At 57.3% G+C, this 372-nt stretch carries 1 rRNA gene; it reads left to right on the forward strand.

Features of this window, described 5'->3' with window-relative positions:
• A 16S ribosomal RNA gene (locus OCV82_RS15155) occupies positions 1 to 372 on the forward strand; the annotation flags it as partial.

The raw sequence follows: 372 nt of genomic DNA on the forward strand, positions 1-372 counted from the left end.
AGCCGCAAGGCATGTATGAAGGTGCTGCATGGTTGTCGTCAGCTCGTGCCGTGAGGTGTCGGCTTAAGTGCCATAACGAGCGCAACCCTTTCTGCCAGTTACTAACAGGTTAAGCTGAGGACTCTGGCGGTACTGCCATCGTAAGATGTGAGGAAGGTGGGGATGACGTCAAATCAGCATGGCCCTTACGTCCGGGGCTACACACGTGTTACAATGGGGGGTACAGAAGGCCGCTTACCGGCGACGGTTGGCCAATCCCGAAAGCCCCTCTCAGTTCGGACTGGAGTCTGCAACCCGACTCCACGAAGCTGGATTCGCTAGTAATCGCGCATCAGCCACGGCGCGGTGAATACGTTCCCGGGCCTTGTACAC

It is taken from the genome of Bacteroides cellulolyticus, from assembly GCF_025567135.1.
Classification (GTDB): Bacteria; Bacteroidota; Bacteroidia; order Bacteroidales; family Bacteroidaceae; genus Phocaeicola; species Phocaeicola cellulolyticus.